General features: G+C 72.4%; 1 protein-coding gene. It reads left to right on the forward strand.

What is annotated here, in order from left to right:
* On the forward strand, positions 1-4,622 hold a 4,622-nt coding region (locus ACTMVF_RS42320; RefSeq protein WP_441276417.1), incomplete at both ends, for a type I polyketide synthase.

Raw genomic sequence — 4,622 nt, forward strand, 5'->3', positions numbered from 1 at the left:
GTCTTCGGCAATGCCGGACAGGGCAACTACGCGGCGGGCAACGCCTTCCTCGACGCTCTGGCCGCTCGCCGTAGGGCGGAAGGGCTGCCCGCCGTGTCCCTCGCCTGGGGCGCCTGGGAGACCGGCATGCCGGCTCAGGAGGACGCCGAGCGCATGGCCCGCTCGGGCATGCCCGCCATCAGCGCGGACCACGGCGTGGAACTGTTCGACGCGGCGCTCGCCACCGGCGAACCCCTGGTGCTTCCCGTGCGGCTGGACCTTCCGGCGCTGCGCGGTCATGCCACCGTGGCCCCCCTCCTGCGCGGACTCGTCCGCACCAAGGCACGCCGGGCCGTCGCGGGCTCGGAGGCCGCGTCCTCGCTGGTCGCACGCCTCGCCGCCCTCGACCCGACGGCACGCCGCACCGAACTGGTCGGCCTGGTGTGTGCCCAGGCGGCGCAGGTGCTGGGCCACGCGGGTGTCGACGCGGTCGACTCCGCGCGGGCCTTCCAAGACCTCGGCTTCGACTCGCTCACGGCGGTCGAGTTCCGCAACCAGCTGACGGCGGCCACGGGCCTGAAGCTGCCCGCGACGCTCGTGTTCGACTACCCGACCGCACTGGCCCTCGCCGACCACCTGCACGCCGAACTATTCGGCTCCGTGGCGGACACCGCCGAGCTCCTGCCCGCACCCGTGTCCGCCACCGACGACCCGATCGTCATCGTCGGCATGGCCTGCCGCTACCCCGGCGGAGTCGACTCGCCCGAGGACCTCTGGAACCTGGTGGTCAGCGGCGACGACGCCATCACCCCGTTCCCGACGAACCGAGGCTGGGACCTGGACACCCTGTTCCACCCCGACCCCGACCACCTCGGCACGTCGTACACCCGCTCCGGCGGCTTCCTCCACGACGCCGCCCTCTTCGACCCCGAGTTCTTCGGGATGTCCCCGCGTGAGGCGCTCGGCACCGACGCACAGCAGCGGCTACTGCTGGAGACGACCTGGGAGGCCCTGGAGCGCACCGGCATCGACCCGACGTCCCTGCGAGGCAGCCGGACCGGTGTGTTCGCCGGCGTCATGTACTCCGACTACGCCCAGATCCTGGAGGCCGACGCCGAGGGGCACCAGGGCGCCGGCACCTCGCCCAGCGTGGCGTCCGGGCGCGTGTCCTACACGTTCGGCTTCGAGGGCCCGTCGGTCTCCGTGGACACGGCGTGCTCGTCGTCGCTGGTCGCGATGCACTGGGCGATGCAGGCGCTGCGCTCCGGTGAGTGCACCCTCGCCCTCGCCGGCGGTGTCACCGTGATGTCCACACCGGGCGCCTTCGTCGGCTTCTCCCGGCAGCGCGGGCTCGCGCAGGACGGCCGATGCAAGGCGTTCTCGGACAGTGCCGACGGCGTCGGCTGGTCGGAGGGCGTCGGCCTGCTGGTGCTGGAGCGCGAGTCCGACGCCATCCGCAACGGCCACCGGATCCTGGCCGTCGTCAAGGGCTCGGCCGTCAACCAGGACGGTGCCTCCAACGGGCTTACGGCGCCGAACGGTCCGTCGCAGCAGCGCGTCATCCGGCAGGCACTCGCATCCGCAGGCCTGTCCACCGCCGACGTGGATGCCGTCGAGGCCCATGGCACCGGTACGACGCTCGGCGACCCCATCGAGGCGCAGGCCCTGATGGCGACCTACGGCCAGGACCGCGACGTACCGCTCTACCTGGGGTCGGTGAAGTCCAACATCGGCCACGCCCAGGCGGCCGCGGGCGTCGCGGGTGTCATCAAGATGGTCAAGGCGCTGGAGCACGGCGTGCTCCCGCCGACGCTGCACGTCACCGAGCCGTCGACACACGTCGACTGGAGCGAGGGCGCCGTCGAGCTGATCGGCGAACCGACCGGCTGGCCGACCGACGGGCGCCCGCGCCGGGCCGGTGTCTCGTCGTTCGGCCTCAGCGGCACGAACGCGCACGTCATCCTGGAGCAGCCGGTCGCACAAGCACCCGTCGCACCGGCAACAGCTGTCGAGGCCCCCACCTCCGACGTGCCGTGGCTGGTGTCCGCGAAGACCGAGGCGGCTCTGTCGGGCCAGATCGACCGGGTCCGGGAACTCGACGGTGACCCCGTCGACATCGGCCACTCGCTGCTCACCAGCCGTACCCTCTTCGACCACCGTGCGGTGCTGCTGGACGGCATCGAACTGGCCCGGGGCCGGGCCCGCTCCGGTCGCCCCCTCGCCCTGCTCTTCTCCGGTCAGGGTTCGCAACGGCTCGGCATGGGGCGGGAGTTGTACGACCGCTTCCCGGTGTTCGCGGAGGCGTTCGACGACGCCCTGATGTACCTCGACCCTGCGCTGCGTGAGGTGGTGTGGGGTGAGGACGAGGAGCTGCTGAACCAGACCGGCTACACGCAGCCCGCTCTGTTCGCGCTTCAGGTGGCGCTGTACCGGCTGGTGGAGTCGTGGGGTGTGAGGCCGGATCACCTGGCCGGTCACTCCATCGGCGAGATCGCGGCGGCGCACGTCGCGGGTGTGTTGAGCCTGGAGGACGCGTGCCTGTTGGTCACGGCCCGTTCCAGCTTGATGCAGGAACTGCCCGCCGGTGGCGCGATGGTCTCGGTCATGGCCTCCGAGGCCGAAGTGCTGCCGCATCTGACCGACAACGTCTCCATCGCCGCAGTCAACGGCCCGACGTCCGTGGTGATCTCCGGTGACGAGGCCGAAGTCCTCAAGATCGCTGAGCGCTGGAAGTCGAAGCGGCTGAGGGTGTCGCACGCCTTCCACTCGCCACTGATGGACCCGATGCTGGAGGACTTCCGGGAGGCGATCGGCGAGATCGAGTTCCGTGAGCCGCAGATCCCCTTCACCACGTCCGGCGATGTGACCGCCCCCGAGTACTGGGTGAACCACGTCCGGGACGCGGTCCGCTTCCACGACAACATCCAGGCTCTCGCCGACGCGACCTTCCTGGAGATCGGCCCGGACGGCGTCCTGTCCGCGATGGTCGCCCAGGACAAGCCCGACGCGGTCGCGATCCCGGTCCTGCGCAAGGACAAGCCGGAGCCGACCGCGGCCCTGACCGCCCTCGCCACCCTGCACGTCCACGGCACCCACGTCGACTGGACGTCCTTCTACCCGGGCGGCAGGCCGATCGACCTGCCCACCTACGCCTTCCAGCACCAGGCGTTCTGGCCCGCCGTACGCATCGGCGGTGACGACGCGTCCGGCATCGGCCTGGTGGCCCTCCGTCACCCCCTGCTGAACGCCTCGGCGGAACTCGCCGACGGCGAGGGCTTCCTGTTCACCAGCCGCCTCGCCCTGCGCACCCACCCATGGCTGGCCCACCACGTCGTGAACGGCAGCGTCATGGTGCCGGGTGCGGCCCTCGTCGAACTGGCCGTGCGGGCCGGCGACGAACTCGGGCTCGACCGGCTGGAGGAGCTGACGCTGTCCGCGCCGGTGATCCTGCCGGAGACCGGGGGCCTCGCCCTGCAGACACGGGTGTCCGCCGAGGACGAGTCGGGCCGTCGTACCTTCACCGTGCACGCCCGGCCCGCCGAGGCCGTGGACGTGCCGTGGACGCAGGTCGTGTCCGGTGCGCTCGCCGGTGGCGAGCGTCGGATCGACTTCGACACGAGCGTGTGGCCGCCGGCCGGCGCCGAGCCGCTCGACGTGACGGGCTGCTACGACCGGTTCGCCGAGGCCGGGTTCGCCTACAGCGGGCCCTTCCGGGGCCTGAAGGCGGCATGGAGGATCGGCGACGACACATACGCCGAGGTGGCGCTGCCCGACGACGTCAACGTCACGCCGTACGGACTGCACCCTGCCCTCCTCGACGCGGCCCTGCACGCCTTGCTGCTCGACGAGAGCGGCACCGCCGGGCTGCCGTTCGCGTGGGAGAACGTCTCCCTGCACGCGACCGGCGCCTCCGCCCTGCGGGTGCGTCTGACCCGCAACGCCGCCGGAACGTCGATCGCGCTCGCCGACCCGGCGGGCAACGCCGTCGCCTCGGTCGAGTCGCTGGTGGTGCGGGCGGTCACCCACGAGGAGACCGGTGCCCGCCGCCAGGACGCGCTCTTCGCCGTCGAGTGGACGCCGGTCGCCGTGCCGCCCGCCGAGGCGGGCCGGAGCGTCAGCGTTCTCGGCCCCGACGTGCTCGGGCTGTCGGTCGGCCGGGTGGAAGGCCGGCTCGCGCTCGCCGACACGTCGGTCGTGCTGGTGCCGCTGTCCGGCGAGCCCGGCGCGGACGGCGCGCACCGCACCACCCGCCAGGTGCTGGGGCTGCTGCACGAGTGGATCGCCGACGACCGCGACGGCCGCCTGGTGTTCGTCACCCGGGGCGCGGTCGACGGCGACGACCTCGCCGGCGCCGCCGCCTGGGGTCTGGTCCGCTCGGCGCAGTCCGAGCACCCGGACCGCTTCGGCCTGATCGACCTCGACGCCGAGGAGTCCTCGCTCGCGACGCTGCTCGCGGTGCTCGACCTCGACGAGCCGCAACTGGTGATCCGCGACGGCGAGGCCCGCGCCGCCCGCCTGGCCCGGGCGCACCCCGCCCAGGAGGCGGCTGGCTGGGAGAGTCCTGTGCTCATCACGGGCGGTACCGGTGGCCTCGGCCGGATCATTGCCCGGCACCTGGTCGAGCGGCACGGTGTGACGGAGCT

Source organism: Streptomyces sp. SD31, from assembly GCF_052068475.1.
Taxonomy (GTDB): Bacteria; Actinomycetota; Actinomycetes; order Streptomycetales; family Streptomycetaceae; genus Streptomyces.